General features: G+C 73.2%; 16 protein-coding genes. 7 read left to right on the forward strand and 9 right to left on the reverse strand.

What is annotated here, in order from left to right; all coding sequences use genetic code 11:
- Positions 1 to 268: 268 nt before the first annotated feature.
- Complete coding sequence (locus BM144_RS13795) at positions 269 to 472, reverse strand: hypothetical protein (RefSeq protein WP_092953209.1); 204 nt, start codon at positions 470 to 472, stop codon at positions 269 to 271.
- Positions 473 to 3,439 (reverse strand): DNA topoisomerase III, encoded by a 2,967-nt coding sequence (locus BM144_RS13800; RefSeq protein ID WP_092953211.1) that lies wholly within the window; start codon positions 3,437 to 3,439, stop codon positions 473 to 475.
- A 113-nt stretch (positions 3,440 to 3,552) separates the two neighbouring features.
- Between BM144_RS13800 and BM144_RS13805 the strand changes: the two genes are divergently transcribed.
- The 3 genes from BM144_RS13805 to BM144_RS13815 are packed head-to-tail and all read left to right on the forward strand — an operon-like array spanning position 3,553 to position 5,809.
- Positions 3,553 to 4,200: an SET domain-containing protein gene (locus tag BM144_RS13805; RefSeq protein WP_092953213.1), complete on the forward strand. Its 648-nt coding sequence runs from the start codon at positions 3,553 to 3,555 to the stop codon at positions 4,198 to 4,200.
- Complete coding sequence (locus tag BM144_RS13810; RefSeq protein ID WP_092953215.1) at positions 4,197 to 5,045, forward strand: biotin--[acetyl-CoA-carboxylase] ligase; 849 nt, start codon at positions 4,197 to 4,199, stop codon at positions 5,043 to 5,045. Before BM144_RS13805 ends, BM144_RS13810 begins: the two co-directional genes overlap by 4 nt.
- 14 nt (positions 5,046 to 5,059) lie before the next feature.
- A complete protein-coding gene (locus BM144_RS13815) occupies positions 5,060 to 5,809 on the forward strand; it encodes an SPOR domain-containing protein (RefSeq protein ID WP_092953217.1) in 750 nt (249 codons plus the stop codon).
- 76 nt (positions 5,810 to 5,885) lie between these two features.
- Here the strand turns inward: BM144_RS13815 and xopAC (BM144_RS13820) are convergent, their stop codons facing one another.
- The 4 genes from xopAC (BM144_RS13820) to BM144_RS13835 all read right to left on the reverse strand — a co-directional run bounded on the left by xopAC (BM144_RS13820) (position 5,886) and on the right by BM144_RS13835 (position 11,223).
- A complete protein-coding gene (gene xopAC, locus BM144_RS13820; RefSeq protein ID WP_245783663.1) occupies positions 5,886 to 7,349 on the reverse strand; it encodes a leucine-rich repeat domain-containing protein in 1,464 nt (487 codons plus the stop codon).
- A 50-nt stretch (positions 7,350 to 7,399) separates the two neighbouring features.
- The gene (gene xopAC, locus BM144_RS13825; protein ID WP_092953219.1) at positions 7,400 to 9,127 is read right to left on the reverse strand and encodes a XopAC/AvrAC family type III secretion system effector; all 1,728 of its coding nucleotides are present in this window, start codon (positions 9,125 to 9,127) and stop codon (positions 7,400 to 7,402) included.
- Positions 9,128 to 9,330: 203 nt separating this feature from the next.
- The gene (locus BM144_RS13830; protein WP_092953221.1) at positions 9,331 to 10,233 is read right to left on the reverse strand and encodes an N-formylglutamate amidohydrolase; all 903 of its coding nucleotides are present in this window, start codon (positions 10,231 to 10,233) and stop codon (positions 9,331 to 9,333) included.
- A gap of 21 nt (positions 10,234 to 10,254) precedes the next feature.
- Positions 10,255 to 11,223, reverse strand: a complete 969-nt coding sequence (locus BM144_RS13835) for a Bug family tripartite tricarboxylate transporter substrate binding protein (protein WP_092953223.1) — start codon at positions 11,221 to 11,223, stop codon at positions 10,255 to 10,257.
- Between the two features lie 157 nt (positions 11,224 to 11,380).
- On the opposite strand from BM144_RS13835, the gene BM144_RS13840 reads away from it, so the two are divergent.
- Positions 11,381 to 12,307, forward strand: a complete 927-nt coding sequence (locus BM144_RS13840) for a LysR substrate-binding domain-containing protein (protein ID WP_092953225.1) — start codon at positions 11,381 to 11,383, stop codon at positions 12,305 to 12,307.
- Between the two features lie 95 nt (positions 12,308 to 12,402).
- Here the strand turns inward: BM144_RS13840 and BM144_RS13845 are convergent, their stop codons facing one another.
- Complete coding sequence (locus tag BM144_RS13845) at positions 12,403 to 13,122, reverse strand: Crp/Fnr family transcriptional regulator (RefSeq protein ID WP_092953227.1); 720 nt, start codon at positions 13,120 to 13,122, stop codon at positions 12,403 to 12,405.
- A gap of 127 nt (positions 13,123 to 13,249) precedes the next feature.
- Here BM144_RS13845 and BM144_RS13850 point away from each other — a divergent pair, with 127 nt between their 5' ends.
- The 3 genes from BM144_RS13850 (at position 13,250) to BM144_RS13860 (ending at position 16,125) form a co-directional block, all read left to right on the forward strand.
- On the forward strand, positions 13,250 to 14,998 hold the full coding sequence (locus BM144_RS13850; RefSeq protein WP_092953229.1) for an adenylate/guanylate cyclase domain-containing protein: 1,749 nt from the start codon (positions 13,250 to 13,252) through the stop codon (positions 14,996 to 14,998).
- A 146-nt stretch (positions 14,999 to 15,144) separates the two neighbouring features.
- A complete protein-coding gene (locus BM144_RS13855) occupies positions 15,145 to 15,498 on the forward strand; it encodes a DUF4148 domain-containing protein (RefSeq protein WP_092953231.1) in 354 nt (117 codons plus the stop codon).
- Positions 15,499 to 15,759: 261 nt separating this feature from the next.
- Positions 15,760 to 16,125, forward strand: coding sequence for a DUF4148 domain-containing protein (locus BM144_RS13860; protein ID WP_092953233.1), 366 nt, complete (start codon positions 15,760 to 15,762; stop codon positions 16,123 to 16,125).
- Between the two features lie 124 nt (positions 16,126 to 16,249).
- Here BM144_RS13860 and BM144_RS13865 read toward each other — a convergent pair whose 3' ends face one another.
- Together BM144_RS13865 and BM144_RS13870 are read right to left on the reverse strand one after the other, a co-directional pair.
- Complete coding sequence (locus BM144_RS13865; protein ID WP_092953382.1) at positions 16,250 to 17,707, reverse strand: sensor histidine kinase; 1,458 nt, start codon at positions 17,705 to 17,707, stop codon at positions 16,250 to 16,252.
- A 126-nt stretch (positions 17,708 to 17,833) separates the two neighbouring features.
- A complete protein-coding gene (locus BM144_RS13870) occupies positions 17,834 to 18,508 on the reverse strand; it encodes a response regulator (RefSeq protein WP_092953235.1) in 675 nt (224 codons plus the stop codon).
- Between the last annotated feature and the right edge of the window lie 108 nt (positions 18,509 to 18,616).

Consider the following 18,616-nt stretch of genomic DNA (forward strand, 5'->3'; position numbering starts at 1 on the left):
GGCCACCGCCCTGTCCCGATTTCATCAATCCGCAGATTGCGACAAGGCCCGAGCCGCTGCTGCATGCGCTGCACCGTTCCGCCAACATGCAGCGGCGCACTTGCCGAAGGAAGCGGTACGGCGCCTTCAACGCTGTCGCCATGGGCAGCATTGCGAGGAATACCACTCAAATATCGGCGGCAAATACATGCCTGCGGCCCACGGGCCCACTGGGCGCTCGCCGTGCAGAAGCGCCATTCACGGCCGGGCATGCCCCGGCCGCCCTGCCTCAGCGGGAGGACCGCACCGACCCCACGCCCGCGTCGATGGTGCCGAACACCGTGACGCCGCTCTCGCCCTTCTGGCTGTTCAGGTCGTCCGTGTGGGCGGATTTACTCGGCGTGGCGCCGCAGCCGGCCAGGGCGGCGGCGCAGGCCAGGGTGGCGAGCAGGGTGCGTGCGGTCGTTTTATTCAGGGATAGGGATATCGCCATTCATTCACCTCCGAGGTGTTTGCCCAGGATGCCCGCCAGTTCGAACATGCCCACGCTGTCCTTGCCGAAGACCTCGCGCAGCTTGGCGTCGGCGACGATGGTGCGCTTGTCCTTGGGGTCCTGCAGGTTGTGGGCCTTGATGTAGTCCCACATCTTCTTCACGGCCTCGGGCCGGGCGACCGGGTCGGTGCCGATCACGGCGGCCAGGGCGGGGCTGGGGGCCTTGCCGGAGGCGGCGGTGGTCTTGCGGGGGGCCTTCTTGGCGGCAGCGGCGGTGCCCGCGGAGGCGGTCTTGGCGGCCGACTTGGCCGCGGGTTTGGCCGCTTTGGCGCCCGATGCCGTCGATTTCGCTGCGCGAGCTGCTCCTGTTTTAGGAGCGGCCGCGCCCGCAGTCTTGCGCGGCGGGAACTTGCTGTCGCGCTTCTCGAATTCGAAGTTCACCTTGCCGGCCTCTTTGTCCCAGGCCAGGAAGGCCTTGAACGCGCGGCGCGTGCGCATGCTGACGAACTTGTCGAGCAGGTCGGTCTTGCCGGTGGCCAGCAGCTTGGCCATCTGCTCGCGCTCCACGGGCTGCTGCAGGATGACCTTGCCGCTCTTGAAGGTGCAGCTCGGCGTGGGCTGGGCGGCGGTGGGCACGGCCTTGCTGCAGACATAGTTGCTGCCGTGCTCGTGCACGGGCGCGCCGCAGATGGGGCACGGGCCCAGGGATTCGTCGGCGAATTCGACCGGCTCGCCGGATTCCTCGCCCGCGCGGTCGTCGCCGAAGTCGAACTCCAGCTTGAAGTTGCCGGCCTCCTCGTCGCGCACGATGGCGACTTCGGCGGTGAACGGCCAGCCGGCCTTGGAGCGGAAGCCCTCCAGCGGGCCGATGCGCCGGTCGCGCAGCAGCGCCTCGGCCTCGGCGGGCTCGAAGGTGCGGCCCGCGGGCGACTTGGTGAACGAGAAGCCGCAGCCGTCGCCGCGCCCATCGGCGCCCGTGCAGGCGTACCGGCGGTAGTTCTCCTTGACCACGCCGCCGCAGTGGGGGCACGGGGTGGAGAGCGTAGCGTAGTTGCCGGGGATGGTGTCGCGGTCGTATTCCTTGGCCTTCTTCACCATCCGCTCGGTCATGGCGGCGATCTGCTGCATGAAGGCTTCGCGGCTCAGCTGCCCCTTCTCCATCTGGGCGAGCTTGTATTCCCATTCGCCGGTGAGTTCGGCGCGCGAGAGCTCCTCCACGCCCAGGCCGCGCAGCAGCGTCATGAGCTGGAAGGCCTTGGCCGTGGGGATCAGCTCGCGGCCCTCGCGCAGCATGTACTTTTCGGTTAGCAGGCCTTCGATGATGGCCGCGCGCGTGGCCGGGGTGCCCAGGCCCTTTTCCTGCATGGCCGAGCGCAGTTCCTCGTCTTCCACCTGCTTGCCGGCGCTTTCCATGGCGCCCAGCAGCGTGGCTTCGGAGTAGCGCGCGGGCGGCTTGGTCTTCAGGGCCTTGGGCTCCGCGTACTCCGTGTGGGTCATCTCGCCGGGCTTGACGGGCACGAGCGGCTGGCCCTTGTCGCCGGCCTTGCCGTCCTCGACCTCGTTGGCGGCCTCCTTGCCGTAGATGGCGAGCCAGCCGGGCTTGACGAGCACCTTGCCCTCGGTCTTGAAGCTGTGGCCCACCACCTGGCTGATGCGGGTGGTGACCATGTATTCGGCGCTCGGGAAGAACACGGCCATGAAGCGGCGCACGACCAGGTCGTAGAGCTTCTGCTCGGCCTCGGAGAGGCCGCTGGGCGCCTGCGTGGTGGGGATGATGGCGAAGTGATCGCTGACCTTGGCGTTGTCGAAGATGCGCTTGGAGGGGCGCACGTAGTTCTCGTCCAGCGCCTGCCGCGCATAGGGCGCGAGGTGGCGCATGCCGCTGGTGGCGAGCATGCCGAAGGTGTCCTTGGCCACGGGCAGGTAGTCCTCGGGCAGGGCGCGCGAGTCGGTCCGGGGGTAGGTCAGGGCCTTGTGGCGCTCGTAGAGGCTCTGGGCCAGCGCCAGCGTGGTCTTGGCCGAGAAGCCGAACTTGCCGTTGGCCTCGCGCTGCAGGCTGGTCAGGTCGAAGAGCAGCGGCGATGCCTGGGTGGTGGGCTTGCTTTCCTCGGTGACGGTGGCGGCCTTGCCGCGCACGGCGTCGGCGATCTCGCGGGCGCGCTGGAAGTTCCAGACGCGGTCGGAGCGGGCCTCGGGGTCGTCGCTGTTCTTCTTCCATTGCGGATCGAACCACTTGCCGAGGTATTCGCCGGCCTCGGCATGGAAGCCCGCGTGGATCTCCCAGTAGTCGCGGCTCACGAACTGGCGGATCTTTTCCTCGCGCTCGACCACGAGCGAGAGGGTGGGCGTCTGCACCCGGCCGACGGTGGTGAGGAAGAAGCCGCCGTCGCGCGAGTTGAACGCCGTCATGGCGCGCGTGCCGTTGATGCCCACGAGCCAGTCGGCCTCCGAGCGGCTGCGCGCGGCGCTGGCCAGGCCCAGCATCTGCTGGTCGGAGCGCAGGTTGCCGAAGCCGTCGCGGATGGCCTGCGGCGTCATCGACTGCAGCCACAGGCGCCGCACGGGCTTGCCCAGCCCGCCCTTGGCGCCGCCCGCGTACTGCTCGATCAAGCGGAAGATCAGCTCGCCCTCGCGCCCCGCGTCGCAGGCGTTGACGAGGTCGGTGACGTCCTTGCGCTTGGCGAGCCGCACGACCGCGTTCAGCCGGCTCTTGGTCTTGTCGACCGGCTTCAGGTCGAAGTACGGCGGGATGACGGGCAGGTGCGCGAAGCTCCACTTGCCGCGCTTGACGTCGAATTCCTCGGGCGCCTGGATCTCCACGAGGTGGCCCACCGCGCTGGTGACGACATAGCGGTCGTTCTCGAAATGGTCTTCGTGCTTGTCGAACTTGCCCGCCGTGGGGGTGAGCGCGCGCACGATGTCCTGCGCCACCGAGGGCTTTTCTGCGATTACCAGGGTCTTGGTCATTTTTTGTGGGGTTCGCCCCGGAGGGCGCTTCTACAATTCCGGTCTCTTGCGCGCATACGCGCTTACGCACGCGCCTGCGCATGTGTGCCTATTCAAACTAACAGAGTTTTGCCATGCCCCGCACCGCACCGCCCGCCGCCGACCCTTCCGCCGCCAGGGGCGGCCGCCGCATCCAGGTGCGGCGCTCGGGTGTGCACGGCAGGGGCGTGTTCGCGGCGCAGGACATCGCCGAGGGCGAGGTACTGGCCGAATACACGGGCGAGGTCATCAGTTGGCAGGAAGCCCAGGACCGGCACCCGCACGATCCTAAGCAGCCCAACCATACCTTCTATTTCCATGTCGATGAAGACCGTGTCATCGATGCAAAGCATGGCGGCAATTCATCCCGCTGGATCAACCACAGCTGCGCGCCCAACTGCTACGCCGACGAACGCGGCGGCCGGATCTTCATCACCGCGCTGCGCAACATCCGCGCGGGCGAGGAGCTGAACTACGACTACGGCCTGATCATCGACGAGCGCTATACCCCCAAGCTCAAGGCCGAGTACCCCTGCTGGTGCGGCAGCCCGCAGTGCCGCGGCACGCTGCTGGCCCCCAAGCGCGGCTGGGCGCCGCCCGGCCCTTCGGCCCCGCCGCGCAAGGTAGAAACAACGAAGGTGAAGGCACAGGCACAGGCGAAACCCGGCAGGAAAGCCGCCGCACAGCCCGAGGCCCGGGCCGCCGCCGCGCCCCGGCGCAAGGCCCGGAGCCCCCGCCCGTGACCGCCACGGCCACGCCACCGCTGCGCTGGACGGCCGAAGCCGTGTGGGAGGCCGTGGCGCCCGTGCTGCCCGGCTTCACCGTCGAGGTGCTGCCCCGCATCGATTCCACCAACACCGAACTCATGCGCCGCGCGCGCGCCGGCCAGTGCGAGCCCACGCTGCTCGTGGCCGAGGTGCAGACGGCCGGGCGCGGGCGCCTGGGCCGGCCCTGGCACAACGCGGTGGGCGACTCGCTCATGTTCTCGCTGGGGCTGCCGCTCGCGCCGCAGGACTGGTCGGGTCTGTCGCTGGCGGTGGGTGTCTCCATCGCCGAAAGCCTGCAGCCGGTGGCTGCGCCGGGCCGCGCGCGCGTGGGGCTGAAGTGGCCCAACGACCTGTGGCTGGACGGCGACCGCAAGCTCGGCGGCATCCTCGTGGAGACGGCCAGCCTTATCGGTGCGCCCGAGGCGCCGCACGGCACGGGCCGCGCCGCGCGCTACGTGGTGGCCGGCGTGGGCATCAACGTGCGCGCGCCGCAGGCCGAAGGCCTTTCCACCCCACCCGGCAGCCTGCGCGACGTGGACGACCGGCTGGATGCGCCCGCCGCGCTGCTGCGCGTGGTGCCGCCGCTCGTGGCCATGCTGCAGTCCTTCGAGGCCTACGGCTTCGCGCCCATGCAGCCCCGCTTCCAGCAGCGCGACGTGCTGCGCGGCCGTGAGGTCAGCCTGAGCGACGGCGGGGCCGGCACCGCGCACGGCGTGGCCGAGGACGGCGCCCTGCTGGTGCTCACGCCCCAGGGCATGCGCGCCGTGACCAGCGCCGAGATCAGCGTGCGGCCGGCCGGGCAGGCCCTGCCCGGCGCCTGACGGAGAACACCGCCATGCTGCGCGCCGCCGTCCTGGTCCTCGTGCTGGCGAATGCCGGCTATTACGCCTGGGTGCAGGGCCTGCTGCGCGGCTGGGGGCTGGGCCCGGCGGAGCAGTCGGAGCCCCAGCGCCTGGAGCAGCAGATCCGCCCCGAGAGCCTGCGCATCGGCCGGCCCGCGGGCGGCGACGCGGCCACGGGAACGGGCACGATCGCCCCCGCCCCGGCGGCTGTGGCACCGGCCGCCGTTGCCCCCGCGGCAGGTCCCGCCGCCGCCGCCGCCGAGGCCACGGCCTCCGCAACGCCGGCCGCCGAAGCCACCTGCCTGCAGGCCGGCCCGTTCGAGCCCCGCCAGGCCGATGTCCTGCGCACCGCCGCGTCCACGGTGCTGCCCGCCGGCACCTGGAGCCTGGAGGCGCTGTCGGTCACGGGCCGCTGGATGGTCTACATGGGGCGCTTTCCGGACGAGGAGGCGCTGGAGAAGAAGCGCGCCGAGCTGCGCGCGCGCAAGGTGCCCTACGACCGGCCGGGCACGGCGCTGGAGCCGGGGCTGTCGCTCGGGCGGTTCACGACGGAAGAGGCGGCCGAGCGCGCGCTGGCCCTGCTCGGCACGCAGGGGGTGCGCACGGCGCGCGTGGTGCAGGAACGCTTCGACACCACGAGCCACGTGCTGCGCCTGCCGGCCGCCACCCCCGCGCTGCGCGCGCAGGCAGAAACGCAGCTGCGCACGGCACTCGCGGGCAAGCCGCTGCGGACCTGCGGCTGACCGGGCCCCCGCGGCCCGGTAAGGCCCGGTAAGGCCCGGTAAGGCCCGGTACGACCCGGCACTGCAACCGCCCTGTTCAGAATCGACGGCGGACCGCCCCCGCGGCAAGGCCGCGCGCGATCTGCTGCACCAACGCCTTGGCGCCGCAGCCGGGCTGGCCCGCGAACACCTTCGCATCGCAGAGCGCGGTCTCGCCCGGCGGCAACCGCGCGGGCGGCAGGCCGCGCTGCAGCAACGCCCAGTCCATCGCCAGCAGGGCCGCGGGCGCGTTGCCCGCGGACAGCGGGCGCAGGCTCATGAAGGCCTGGTAGAGCAGCGCCGCGCGCTCCACGGCCGCCAGCGGGTCGGTGGGGCCGATGGGGTCGATGGGGCCGGCACCCAGCCGGTCCGCGATGTCGGCCAGATGGCCGGGCAGCGATTCCACGGGCGGGTAGCTTCGGCAGCTGTCCATCGCCGGTCCGGCGCCTGCCGGCACGCGCTGGAACTCGTGCGCGCGCAGGCGGCTTTCGCCCGGCGGGCGGCCGTTGGCGATCCAGCCCAGTTCCAGCAGGCCGTCGGCCGTCAGGGGACGGCCCTCGGCCACCCAGGCGTCCACGGTACGGGCGGCGTCGTCCCACGAGGCGCCGGTGGCCGTGCCGTCCACGCGTTCGGCAAGAAACAGCGCACGGCGCGCGGCATCGGAGGCGCGCGCGCCGGGCGCTGCGCCGATGCCGTGCAGGCCGGCCCGCAGCGCGCTGCGCTCGGCGTCGGTCCATGCGGCGGGGCGCAGCAGTTCGGCCTGCAGCGCGGCCGGGGTGCCCTGCAGTCCCAGCCGGGTATCGCCGGCCGGCCAGCCCGCGGGCAGGCCCCGCAGGCGCGGGTTGTGCGAGAAGTCCGCATGCTGCAGCGCCGGCAGGTGCGCCAGGGCCTGCGGCACGGCCTCGAAGCGGCAGTGGGAGAGCCGCAGCACCCGCAGCCGTGTGGCCTGCCCCAGGGTGGCGGGCAGGCGGCACAGGCCGAAATTGGCCGACAGGTCCAGCGTTTCGAGGTGCGGCAGCAGGAAGAGCCCCGCCGGCACCTCGGTCACGAAGCTGTTGCAGGCGCGGAGGGCGCGCAGCCCCCGGCACTGCGCCAGCACGTCGGGCAGGTGGTAGAGGCCCGTGTTGTTCGACAGGTCGAGGGCCTGCAGGTGCGGCAGCCGCTCCAGGCCGGGCGGCAGCTCCGACAGCGCGAGGAGCCCGAGGTCGAGCGTGGCCGCGCGCCCGGCATGGGCCTGGAGCACACGCTGCACGGCCTCTTCGCGGCGCTCGGAAAAGCCGTGGGCCGCCGCGCCGGGCTGGAAGCGGCGCGCCATGCGGGAGAGCAGGCCACCGCGGCCTTCCGGGGCGCCGCGCTCGGGGTCGGCCTCGCACCAGTCGCGCAACTGCCGCTCCCAGCGGCGCTGACCCAGGTCGGCCGGCACGGAGCGCAGGCGCAGGCCGCGCGCACCTGCGGCGGCGGGGACGGCCAGCGCTTGCGCGGGCGCGGACGGGCGGGGGGTGGCGAGGGCGGAAGAAGGCATGGGCGGTGGCGGAAAAGCGCGCGTGGCAGGAAAGCGGGCGGGCCCGGCGGTCAGGCCGCCAGCGCCAGGGCGCGGGGCGCGAGGCGCACGACGACCGCATCCATGTGCCGCACCACCTCCTGCAGCAACTCCGCGGCGGTGTCTCCGCGGGCCACGCGGCCGGCCGAGAACAGGCCGGTGACCGGCAAGGCCGGGTCGTCGGGCAGCAGGACCGGCGGCAGGCCGTGCTGCTGCAAGGCCCAGTCCATGGCCGCGAGCGCGGCGGGTTCGTTGCCCTTGTCGAGGGGCCGCAGGCTCACCAGGGCCCGGTAGAGCAGCACGGCACGCTCCATGGCGGCCAGTGGATCGAGCGCCACGCGCGACGGGTCGCCCTGGGCCGCCCAGGCCTCCAGTGCGGCCAGGTGGGCGGGCAGCGTGGCGGCGGCCGGGGCTTCGGGGTGCAGCATGGCCGCTGCGGGGCGGGCCAGGGAGTCGCCGGCTCGCGGCCTGCCGTGCGCGGCGGGCGCCGCCGCGGGCGCAGCGGGCGCCGCCGCGGGCGCAGCGGGCGCCGCCGCGGGCGCAGCCTCATGGGTGCGCAGGCGGTCCGCGCCGGCGGGGCGGCAGTTGATGCGCCAGCCCAGCTCCAGCAGGCGCGCGGTGGTGATGGGCTGCGACTCGCGCAGCCAGCCGGCGACGGCGTGCGCGGCGTCCTCGCCGGCTTCCTGCGTGCCCATCCAGTCGGAGCGCACGGCGAGCGAGAGGCTGCCGCGCAGCAGGTCCACCTGCTGGGCGAACATGCGGTCGGCATGCATGCGGTCCTGCAGCGCGGGCCAGCCGCAGACCAGCGCGTCGAGGTGTTCGGCCAGCGTGCCGCGCTGGCGCGGGGTGAGCGGCAGGGGGCGCAGCACGCCGGCCATGAGTTCCAGCGGCGTGCCCTGGACGCGCAGCCGCGCATCGGCCGGGTTCCAGCCCGCCGGCAGTTCCTGGAGCCGGGGGTTGCACGACAGGTCGGCCAGCTCCAGCGTGGCGATGCGGTGCAGGCCTTCGGGCAGGCTGCCGAGCTGGCAATGCGCGGCGTGCAGTTCGCGCAGCGCGGGCGCCTGGGCGGCCTCGGGCGGCAGTGAGCGCAGATCGGCATTGCCCGACAGGTCCAGCACGGCCAGGCCGGGCAGCGCGAAGACTTCCGGGGCCACGGCGGACAGGCCGCACTGGCGGGCGGCGAGCACGCGCAGCGCCTTGCAGCGCTCCAATACCGCGGGCAGTTGCCGCAGGCCGCTGTTGCGCGACAGGTCCAGGTGTTCGAGCGTGCCCAGCAGTTCCAGCCCGGGCGGCAGCGTGGTGAGGCCGAGCGCGCAGAGGTCCAGCGCGTCGGCCTGCGCTTCGTAGGCCAGCAGCAGCCGGCCCACGGCGATTTCGCGGCGCTCGGAGCAGGCATCGTCGGTGCCGCCATCGAAGGCGGTGCCGCGTGCGGCGGCCAGGGCGAATTCCTTGCAGCGGCCGGCAAAGCCTTCCATGAGGTCGTCGCGGGCGCCGGCACCGGGCTTGTTCACACGGGCCGCCAATCGGCCCCAGAGGCCCGCGCTGTCGCCGCCGGATGCCGCCGACGGCGCACGCGCCTGCACACGGCCCGGGTCGGCGTCGCACCAAGCCTGCAGCGCCTCGTACCAGCGGTGCAGCCCGTTCGCCGCGGCGGCCGTGCGGGCCCGCGGGGCGGCGGCGGCCGGTGCACGGCCGGACTCCGGCGGCATGAAGGACAGGATCGGGGCGCCGAAGGGAACGGAGAGCGAGGTAGAGGTCATGGCGGCAGGTCCGGAAGGGGTTGTTCGGAACGGGATGACCCAATCTAGGGGCCGCCGGACCGGGCGCCGCGCACTCGCACGATGGGATGCGCGGGAAAGCGAACCTGCCGCTTCGCATTCCGTCGATTCCGACCGCGGCACGGCGCGGCCGGCCAGCGGGCCGGCGGGCCGGCGGGCCCGGCCTCCCGCCGGTCAGACGCCGTTCACCCGCCCCGCAGGCGCCGTGGATCGACCTCCAGCAGCCACTCCACGAGCGCCCGCAGGTCGCCCTGGAGCCGCGCGAAGCCCTCCGGCTGCAGCGCCAGGGTGCGTTCGTCCATGTAGAGGCGGCGGTTGATCTCCACCTGGATGCTGTGGCGGTGCCGTGCCGGCGCACCGTAGCGGCGCACCAGCTCGACGCCCTTGTACGGGTGGTTGTAGTCCACGCCGTAGCCCCGGGCCCGCAGGAATTCGCACAGCGCCAGCGAGAGCGCCGGGTCGGCGGTGGTGCCGTCGCGGTCGCCGATCACGAAGTCGGCGTGCACGAGGCCGGGGTGCAGCGTGGCGTGGCTGGCGGCCACGGCCGGCATGGAGTGGCAGTTGAGGTGCAGGCTGTAGCCGTGCCGCGCGTGCGCCGCGTCGATGGCCTGCGCCACGGCCGCGTGGTAGGGCCGCCAGCAGCGGTCGATGCGCGCGCGCCCCTCTGCCACGGTGAGCGGCCGGTCGTAGATGGGCAGGCCCTCGTCGGTGCATTTCCAGAGGAGGCCCTTGCCCAGCCGCACCTTCTGCAGCACGGCGGGGTCGGTGGTGACGGGGTCGGGCCAGGGCGCGTCGAACATCGAGGTGTCGATCTCGGTGGTGTCGCGGTTGGCGTCGAGGTAGATGCGCGGGAAGTGCGCCTCCACCCAGGCCGTGCCGAGCCCGGGCGCGAAGGCGTAGAGCTTCTCGACGTGCGTGTCTTCGGCGTGGCGCAGCGTGGCCAGGCCGAGCGCGGGCTGGAAGTCTTGGGGGTAGGCGGTGCCGCTGTGCGGGGAATCCAGCACCAGGGCGGTGCGGCCGGACACCACGGTCACGGCCTGCCCGCCGGGGGCGGAGGGCGGGTCGGTCAGGAGCGGCGTGGCGGACATCGGAGCGCTCCGGGCGGAAGGTCAGTCGAGGTGTATCCGTGCATAGGCGGCAACTTTCTTCATCTTGTCGATTTCCCGCTGGATCTGCCGGGAGAACTCGGCGGGCGCCGTACCGGAGGGGTAGAGCCCCTGCGCGGCGAGCCGGTCGCGCACGGCCGGCTCCTTCAGGGCCGCGGCCACGGCCTGCTGCAGCCGCAGCACCGTGGCGGGCGGCGTGGCCACCGGGGCCACGAGGCCGAACCACGACGGCTCGTTGGCCTGCGGATGCCCCAGCTCGCCGTAGGTGGGAACGTCGGGCAGCACGTCGGCCAGGCGCTGGTGCCAGGATACGGCGAGCGCGCGCAGCTTGCCAGCCTTCACGTGCGGCAGCGTCGAGGCCACCTGGTCGAAGTACACCGGCACCTGCCCGGCGATCACGTCGTTCACCGCCGGGCCGGCGCCGCGGTAGGGGATGTGCACCATCGACGTGCCGGTGCTGATCTTGAACAGCTCGCCCCACATGTGCCCGATCGTGCCGTTGCCCGGGCTGGCGTACGACACCTGCCCCGGGTGCGACTTGAGGTACTGCACGAGGTCGGCGAAGCCCTGCACGGGCAGCACCTTGGGGTTGACCACCAGGATGCCCGGGGCCTTGACCATTTCGGTCACGCCCGCGAAATCGCGCACCGGGTCGTAGGGCAGCTTCGAGAACACGGCGGGGTTCACGCCGTGGGTGGACACCGTGGCCACGCCCAGGGTGAGGCCGTCGCCGGCCGCGCGCGCCACCTCGGCCATGCCGATGGAGCCGCCCGCACCGGCCCGGTTGTCGATCACCACCGGCTGGCCCAGCAGCCGCTGCAGCGGCTCCTGCATCGCGCGGCCCGCGATGTCGGTGGCGCCGCCCGGCGGAAACGGCACGACGATGCGCAGCGGCCGCCCGTCCTGCGCCCAGGGGATTCCAGGAAAGACCGATGTGGCGGCCAGCGCCGCGAGCCAGGAACGTCGTTGCATGGGGTTTCCTCTCCGGGGAAGCAATGAGGGTAATGGAAGAGCCCCGCCATAAAAGCAATGCATGTGCCGGTTAGCATTCCGATTCGGCATACCTTCATCGCTGCGGCCGGGCCCGCCCGGCCCCGCCACCTTCCGACCCGCCCGCCCCTGCCCCGCCATGCCCCTGCGCCGACTGAATCCGCCCCTGCACCTGCTGCGGGCCTTCTGCACCGTGGTCCGCTTCGGCGGCGTGTCGCGCGCCGCCGATGCGCTGGATGTGACCCAGAGCGCGGTCAGCAAGCAGGTGCAGGAGCTGGAGCGCTGGGTGGGCGTGCCGCTGTTCGAACGCAACCGCCAGCGCCTCGCGCTCACCCCCGCGGGAGAGCGCTACGAGCAGGCCGTGCGCACCCTGCTGGCGCGGCTGGAGGCGGCCACGCTGGAGCTTGTCACCAGCACGCACCATGGCGGGTCGCTGCGGGTGTCGGCGCTGCCCACGTTCGCGGCGCAGTGGCTGGTGCCGCGGCTGCCGGCCTTCCGCCAGCGGCACCCGCGCATCACGCTGCACCTGTCGCAGGCGTTCATCAACGAGCTGCCCGGCCCCGAGCTGGACTGCGCCATCGTGTTCGGCGACGGCCACTGGCCGGGCATGCACGCGCACTACATCGCCGGCAACGACGTGGCGCTGATCGCGCCGCCGCCGGGCGCGGACGGCCCGGACGGCCCGCCCCCGGCGCTGCAGCGGCCCGCCGACGTGGCCGGCCATGCGCTGCTGCGCCATATCTCCGCCCCCGACGCCTGGGAGCGCTGGGCCGAGCGCCACGGCGTCGCCGGGCTCGACCCGCTCGGCGGGCCGCAGCTCGAGCAGTTCGAAAGCATCATCCGCGGCGTGTCGGTGGGGCTGGGCGTGGGCCTGGTGCCGCGCTGCCTGGTGCGCGACGAGATCGCCGCGGGCACCGTCGCCGAGCCGCTGCCGCGGGGCGGCTACACGAGCCGGCTGGGCTACTGGCTCTGCCATGCCGGCGACCGCGCGCAGCCCGAGGCATTGGTCCACTTCCGCGCGTGGCTGCTGGAGCAGGGGGAAACGCCCGCCGACCGCAGCAGCTGACCCGGCGGGCGCCCCGGCACGAATCCCAACGTTTCAGGCTCCATGCCGCCGGATCCATTGAATAGTCTGCTACATATTCGATAGCAAACGAATACTCAGCCGCCGCGCACCTCGGCCACCATGCGTTCCAGGCGGGCCAGGTCGGTGACGACGAAGGCCCGGCCGTCCTTGGCCAGCAGGCCCTGGCGCGTGAGCGCCCCCAGCTCGCGCGTGACCTGCTCGCGGTTGGTGCTGATGCGGCTCGCCAGTTCGGCATGCGCGGGCGCGGGCTCGATGCGCGCTCGGCCCCCGGCGTCCGCACCGCCGGCCGCGCGCGCCAGGCGCAGCAGTTCGGCATGCAGCCGGTTCTGCACGCCCAGGGTGCTGAGGTCGATCACGCGCTCGGACAGCTCGCGCACCAGCGTGCACAGACCCTCCACCACGCGCCGCGCCACGCCGGGCTCGGCGGCCATGAGCGCGCGGAAATCGCCGGGCGGCAGGCTCGCCACCAGCGTGGATTCGAGCGTGACCACGTCGGCCGAGCGGGCACCGCCGTCGAGCGCGGCGAGCAGCCCGATGGGCTCGCCCGGCCCGCAGTCCCGGAACGTGACCTGCCGGCCATTGGCCGAATAGGTGGTCACGCGCACTCGGCCCGAGAGCACGAAATACACATCTCCGCCCGCTGCCGCGCGCGAGAACAGCCGCCGCCGCGCCGGCAACTGCTGCCACTGGCATTGCTGCGCGATGCCGTCCAGCCGCGCGGCATCCAGCCCCTCGAACAGCGGAACGCAGCGCAGCGCGAGGCTGGAACGGGCGGCGGGAGCGGGCGGGGTCATGCGAAGGCGTGGGTGGCGTTGGAGGAAAAGACGAAGCGACGGGGCCCGGCGCGGCCCGGGGGCATGAGCGGCCGCCGGGGCACGGCCGGGCTCGCGGCATTATGCTCAGCCGCCCCGCCCGCCCCCCATGCCCCCGCCGCTGTTCACCGCCCTGCGCACCCGCCTGCTGCGCGCCCGCCACCCCGCGCCGCCCCGGCCCGGCCCCGCCACGGGCGGCGGGCCGGCCGAGCCCCGGCCACTGGGCGGCCTGCCCTCGGCGCGCAACCTGCGCTGGGCCAGCGGGCTGACGCTGTGGGCCTATGTGGCGCTGCACCTGGCCACGCATGCGGCGGGGCTGGTGTCGCTGCAGGCGGCCGAGGCCACGCGCCGCGCCGTGCACGCCGCCTGGGGCACGGGGGCGGGCACCGCGCTGCTCTACGGCGCGTTCGCCGTGCACCTGGCGATGGCAGGCGTCGCGCTCTGGCGCCGGCACACCTGGCGCATGCCGGCGGTCGAGGCGCTGCGCATCGCGCTCGGCCTGCTGCTGCCGCTGCTGCTGGTGGCCCACGTGGTGGGCACGCGCTGGCTGGGCAGTACCTGGGGCGTGGAGCCGTCCTACCTGCGCATCGTGCGCGCCATCTGGTCACCCGAAGGTTTCGCGCGGCAGACGCTGCTGCTCACGCTGGCCTGGGTGCACGGCTGCCTGGGCCTGCACCTGGCGATGCGCCACCGCGCGGCTTGGCGCCGCCACCAGCCGCTGCTGCTGGCCGGCGCGGTGCTGCTGCCGGTGCTGGCGCTGCTGGGCGCGCTGTCGATGGGCCGCGAGATCGCCTGGACGGCGCAGGGCCTGCGCGCGCCGGCGCCGCCCCGGCCCGCCGGCGAGGCCGCGCGCACGCTGACCGAGGGCCTGCAGATCGGCTGGCTGCTGGCGCTGGCCGCGCTGGTGGGCGCGCGGCTGGCCTGGGGCGCGCTGCGCCTGCGCCGCGGCGAGGGCTACGTGACCCTGCACTACCCGCAGCGCACCGTGCAGGTGCCGCCCGGCACGAGCGTGCTGGAGGCGAGCCGGTGGCACGGCATCGCCCACCTGTCGATGTGCGGCGGCCGCGCGCGCTGCTCCACCTGCCGCGTGCGCGTGGAGGCGCAGGACGGCCACCTGCCGCCGCCGCAGGGCGACGAGCGCCGCACGCTGCGCCGCGTGAACGCGCCCGCCGACGTGCGCCTGGCCTGCCAGCTGCGCCCGAGCGGCAGCGTGCGCGTGGTGCCGCTCTTCCAGCCCGGCGCCACCCCGGCCGCGGCCCGCCTGGGCGGCGAGCGTCAGGTGGCCGTGCTGTTCGTGGACCTGCGCCGCTGGTCGGGCTTGGCCGAGCGGCAATGGCCTTTCGACCTGGCCTGGGTGCTGGACCAGTATTTCGAGCGCGTGGGCCAGGCCGTGCGCGAAGCCGGCGGCCTGCCCAACCAGTTCATCGGCGACAGCGTGATGGCCCTCTTCGGGCTCGAGAGCGACCTGCCCACCGCCTGCCGGCAAGCCCTGCGCGCCGCCGCGCTCATCGAGGAACGCATGGACGCCTGGACCGGCGCCTTCCATGCGCAGTTCGGCCAGGCGCTGGACTTCGGCATGGGCCTGCACGCGGGCGCCGTGGCCGTGGGGCAGGTGGGCTTCGAGGACACCACCACCTTCACCGCCGTGGGCGAGGTGGTGAACACCGCGAGCCGCCTGCAGGACTACTCCAAGGTGGCGGGCGCGCGCCTGGTGCTGTCGCTCGACGTGGCCCGGTCCGCGGGGGTGCAGGAGGCGCTGGGCGCGCCCGAGCAGATCGCCGTGCGCGGGCGGTCGCAGCCGCTGCCGGTGCTGCACGTGGCCCGGCCGTCGGCGCTCTGGGGCAGCGCCGCCCGCTGACCGGCCGCGGCGGGCTGGCGGGCGCTATCGGTCGAAATCTGTGCGCTTTCGCACAGACGGGAAAGGGCCCGGGGCGGACACTGACCCCCATGCCGCAACGCACCATCGCAACGCGGCGATCGACCCAACCCCGAAAGGACCTCGCCATGCAAGCACGCAAGACCTCCGCCCTCCTCCTCTCGCTGGCCGCCCTCGCCTTCGCCGGCGCAGCCTCCGCCGCCCCCACCTCGCAGGAGGACTGGTTCGGCGCCGAAGCCGCCGCCCAGGGCCCGTCGCTGACGCGCGCCGAAGTCGCTGCCGACCTCGCACTGTGGAACCGCGCCGGCCTGAACCATGCGGGCGAAGGCGACCGCACGGCCATCGCCGACCCGGACTACCGCCAGCGCGTGGCCGAGTACCGCCGCCTGCGCAGCGGCCCCGAATTCCTCGCCGAAGTGCGCCGCCAGGGCGGCGATGCGAGCGCCGTGGCCGGCCAGAACGCCTCCAGCGGCGGCAACTGAAGCCCCGGCACCACCGTCCGGACGCCCTGCGCCCGGGCGGCGGAGCCCTCGGCCGGGCCTCCAACTGTTGCGTCTGAAACGACCTGTTCTCCCACGCCGCGGAACCCCGGGGAGCACAGTCCGGTCGGACACAGACCTACACGAATCTGTGCGTTTTCGCACAAGCAACGGCCGCCAGGCGGCGCAAACTGACTTCCCATGCAGCACGCAATCCGGCGGGTTGCAGCCAGTTCCCAATGCCCGAAGAAAGGACTCAACGCCATGAATCGCAAGCACCTGATCGCCATCGCCACCCTCGCCTTCGCCGGCGCCACGGCCGCCACCGCAGCCCCTGTGTCGCAGGAAGACATGGTCGGCCCGGTCCCGCTGACCGAAGTGCAGAACCAGCAGCCGCTGTCGCGCGCCGAAGTGGTGGCCGACTGGAACCTGTGGAAGAAGGCGGGCCTGGACAAGTACCAGGCCGGTGACCGCTCCGTGATGAGCGACCCCATGTACCAGCAACGCCTGGCCGAGTACCAGCGCCTGCGCAGCGGCCCCGAGTACGTGGCCGAAGTGCGCCGCCAGGGCGGCGACGTGAGCGCCGTGGCCTCGATGTATGAACGCGGCACCGTGCCGATGACGAACTGATGCACCGCGTGCATCCGCGGCAGCCGCCCCGTGCGGTTGCCGCGCCCCATGCCCCCGCCCGCGCAGGCCTTCTGCGCGGGTTTTTTCATGGGAGCGTGGGCGCCCGGTCTCCGGCCGCGCGCCCTCAGCGCGGCTCGCCGCCCGTGCGCGCCGCGAACCGCACCGAGAAACACGCGCCCGGCGGCACTTGGCCCGGGTGCGCGTCGTCGAGCCGCACGGCGGCATCGTGCTGCCGGGCGATCTCCAGCACGATGGGCAGGCCCAGGCCCGAGCCGTCCGCGTCGGTGCCGAGCGCGCGGTAGAACGGCCGGAAGACCAGTTCCCGCTCCGCCTCCGGCACGCCCGGCCCCGAATCCTCGACCTGCACGAGCACGATGTGGCCGAACGGATCGGCCAGCACGCGCGCCGTGACCACGCCGGGCCGCTCGCTGCTGGAGGGCGTGTAGTTGATCGCGTTGTCCAGCAGGTTGCGCGCCAGTTCCTTGAGCAGCGTGGGGTTGCCGTCCACCCACACGCCGGGGTCGGCGGGATCGGCGCCTTCGTAGCCCAGGTCGATGGATTTCTCCAGCGCGCGCGGCACGCAGTCGCGAACGGCCTCGCGCACCAGCCGCGCCAGGTCCACCGGCTGGCGCGCGAGCACCGCGCCGCCGGCTTCGGCGCGCGCCATCGCCAGCAATTGGTTCACCGTGTGCGTGGCGCGGATGCTCGCGCGGCCGATCTGCTGCAGGGAGCGCTTCAACTCGTCGGTGCTGGTGCCCTCGCGCTGCGCGAGGTCGGCCTGCATGCGCAGCCCCGCGAGCGGCGTCTTGAGCTGGTGTGCGGCGTCGGCCAGAAAGCGCTTTTGCGTGGCGAGCGAGTCCTGCAGCCGGCCCAGCAGGTCGTTGACCGAATCGACGAGCGGGGCCACTTCGAGCGGCACCGCCTTGTGGTCCAGCGGGGAGAGGTCGTCCGGGTCGCGCGCGCGGATGCGCTCCTCCAGCCGGTGCAGCGGCTGGATGCCGCGCGCGAGCGCCAGCCACACCAGCAGCACCGCCAGCGGCAGGATCACGAACTGCGGCAGCATCACGCCCTTGATGATCTCGGTGGCGAGCACGCTGCGCTTCTCGCGCGTCTCGGCCACCTGCACCAGCGCCGCGGGCGCGCCGGGCAACGGCAGGCGCACCCAGATCGCGGCCACGCGGATCTCGATGCCGCGCAGCTCGGCATCGCGCAGCCGCACCTGGCCCGAGAGCGGGCGGTCGTCCTCGGGCGGCGGCGGGCGCGGCAGGTCGCGCTCGCCCGAGAGGTACTCGCCCTGCGGGCCCAGCACCTGGTAGTAGACGATGTCGGACTCGTCCGCGCGCAGGATCTCGCTGGCGGGCTGCGGCAGGTTGAACTGCGCGCGGCCCTCGTGAACGGCCACCAGCTGGGCGAGCGCGTGCGCGTTGTATTCGAGCGCCCGGTCGAAGGGCTTGTTGGCGAGCCCCTGGGCCACCAGCCAGGTGAGCGCCAGGCTCACGGGCCACAGCAGCAGCAGCGGGGTGAGCATCCAGTCGAGGATTTCCCCGAACAACGAGCGCTGCTCGCGCTGGAAGATCTTCAAGGCCGCCGCCGCCCGCCCGGCAGGCACGCCGCGCATGCTTGGAACGTTTTTGGCCTCATGCCGCCGATTCCATTGAATAGTTTGCTATTAAATCAGTAGCGCACGTGCCGCAGGCGGGCGGCACCGCTAGGCCGCGACCTTCTCCAGGCAGTAGCCCAGGCCGCGCACCGTGGCGATGCGGATCGGGCCGCGCTCGATCTTCTTGCGCAGCCGGTGGATGTAGACCTCGATGGCGTTGTTGCTGACCTCCTCGCCCCACTCGCAGAGCCGCTCCACGAGCTGCTCCTTGCTGACGAGGCGGCCGGCGCGCTGCAGCAGCACCTCCAGCAGGCCGAGTTCGCGCGCCGACAGCTCCACCAGACGGCCGTCGATGGTGGCCATGCGGCCGGCCTGGTCGTAGACGAGCGGGCCGTGGCGGATGGTGCTGCTGGTGGCGCCCATGCCGCGCCGCGTCAGCGCCCGCACGCGCGCCTCCAGCTCCTGCAGCGAGAACGGCTTGGCCATGTAGTCGTCGGCCCCGTAGTCGAGGCCCTTCACGCGCTCGTCCACGCTGTCGGCGGCGGTGAGGATCAGCACCGGCAGCGCCGAGCCGCGCCCGCGCAGGCGCTTGAGCACGTCCAGGCCGTGCATGCGCGGCAGGCCGAGGTCGAGGATCAGCAGGTCGAACTCCTGCGTGGTGGTGAGCACCGCGTCGGCCTCGCTGCCGCTCGCCACATGGTCCACCACGGCCCCCGAGCCCCGCAGCGTGCGCAGCAGGCCGTCCGCCAGAACCTGGTCGTCTTCGGCGATGAGGATGCGCATGGGGCTGTCTCCTGGGGTTCCGTGGGGCGGGCGCCGGGGCCGGGGCGCTCTCCGGGCGTGGCGTCGATTCTAGGGACAACGCCCCCGCCGCCGCCGCGGGGCGGACCC

It is taken from the genome of Paracidovorax konjaci (genome assembly GCF_900112675.1).
Classification (GTDB): domain Bacteria; phylum Pseudomonadota; class Gammaproteobacteria; order Burkholderiales; family Burkholderiaceae_C; genus Paracidovorax; species Paracidovorax konjaci.